1 protein-coding gene is annotated in these 1,876 nt (G+C 43.7%); it reads left to right on the top strand.

Annotated features, from left to right (window positions below; genetic code table 11):
* Positions 1–203: 203 nt before the first annotated feature.
* On the top strand, positions 204–1,601 hold the full coding sequence (locus tag ACTNC6_RS16070) for an ATP-binding protein (protein ID WP_441044646.1): 1,398 nt from the start codon (positions 204–206) through the stop codon (positions 1,599–1,601).
* Positions 1,602–1,876: the final 275 nt, after the last annotated feature.

The following is a 1,876-nucleotide window of genomic DNA, read 5'->3' as shown; positions in this document are numbered from 1 at the left end:
ATCAGATGGAGAAAAGACAGAAAAATAGAATTGTTTTGAGTTGCAGATATAGCGACACTCGATTTAGGCGGAAAAAAACTGGAAGTTCACACTAAAGGTTCGACTTATTTTACTTGACTTTGCAGACTATCTGATTTATTATACTCGTAAAGAAGTAACTTACGAGTTACTAACTCACGAGTATAATTATTGGAGGTGAGCAGATGAGTCAATTCTATTGCCGTGAGGATGAGCTGCGGAAACTGAATAAACGGTATGCAGGTGATAAGTTTGAGTGCATTGTCATCTACGGCAGACGGCGTGTTGGTAAAACGGCACTGATCAACGAGTTCTGCAAAGATAAGCCTACCATTTTCTTTTCTGCATTGAACACGACAGGAAAGGAAAATCTGGAAGCTCTCTCAAAGTCGATTATGAGTTTTGAGCGGCCGGATATGGAGTCTGCACCGGAGTTCAGGTCCTATGATGCAGCTTTGGATGAGCTGACAGCACTTTCAAAGGAAAAGAGGATTGTCTTTGTCATTGATGAGTATCCTTATCTTGCAAAAGCAAAACCAGCTATTTCAGCGATGCTGCAGCACATCATCGACCACAAATGGACAGAGTCCAAGATGTACCTGATTCTTTGCGGCTCCTCTATGAGCTTCATGGAGAGTCAGGTGCTTGGAAAGGAAAGTCCGTTGTATGGCAGACGTACTGGCCAGTTTAAGATTGAGCCGCTAGACTATAAAGAAACCGCTGTGTTCCACCCAAATCTGTCTGCAGAAGACAATTCCCTGATTTATGGGATCACGGGAGGAGTTCCCCACTATATCAATAAGTTGGATGTGCGAGATAGTGTGGATGAAGCTCTGTTGGATAATTTCTTTGACCGCTCCAGCTATCTGTATGAGGAACCGGGGAACTTACTGAAGCAGGAACTCCGGGAGCCGGCCATTTATAATGCAATCATTAAAGCGATTGCAGAAGGTGCTTCCCGAATGAACGATATCAAGATGAAGGTCGGTGAGGAAAACTCGGTCGTATCGAAGTACCTGAAAACGCTGATCGACCTTGGCATTGCGAAGAAAGAAACACCGATTACAGAAAAACCGGGTAAGAAAACCATCTATCTGCTGGCTGATAACTTCTTCCGTTTCTGGTATCGGTTTGTGCCAATCAATATGAGTGCCATTGACTCTGGCAGAATTGCAAAGACCTATCCACACGCTGTAAAGCAGTATCTTCCTGATTACATGGGTCTAATTTATGAGAAGATGTGTCAGGATTACCTGCTCTATTATTCGGATAGCCTTCCTATTGAGCTGAGTGAAATCGGCCAGTGGTGGGGGGCAGACCCGAAGAAGAAAAAGCAGATACAGATTGATATCGTCGGAACTCCTGTTGAGGGCAAAGACTATATCATCGGTTCATGCAAATACCGGAATGAGAAAATCGGTGTGGATGAACTCGATTTGATTCGGGATTATGCCTCAGTTTTTGGAAAGGGCAACAACTATCACTACTATATCTTCTCGAAAGGCGGATTCACAGATGGACTTCTTCAGGCACAAGAGCGAGGTGAAGTTCGGCTGATAACGCTGGAAGACCTTTACAAGTAAAAATTCTAATCAACCCTGCTGGTGAAAGCTGGCAGGGTATTTTTATACCCATTTTTAGTCTGTCTGCTCCGTGCAGATGGGCTTTTTTCATGCCGGCAAGGAGGTGTTGATTTATACTTAAAACTGACCCAGTTTTAACGAGGAAAATTGACCCACCAACAGGAGTGAATATTCTTGTGCGGTAGGCTCTTCCGCAATTATCCGTTATTATTGTTATATCCCATGTACCTCAACTTTGCTTCAAGCAACTGCCTGCCACATCTTCCATACATTGT

Source organism: Blautia sp. HCP3S3_C4 (assembly GCF_052064095.1).
In the GTDB taxonomy this organism is placed as follows: domain Bacteria; phylum Bacillota; class Clostridia; order Lachnospirales; family Lachnospiraceae; genus Blautia_A.
This window is presented reverse-complemented; position numbering and strand designations above follow the sequence as displayed.

Excerpts from the sequence above, each read along its gene's own strand:
- ACTNC6_RS16070 (WP_441044646.1), top strand. The coding sequence starts at position 204 with ATGAGTCAATTCTATTGCCGTGAGGATGAGCTGCGGAAACTGAATAAA.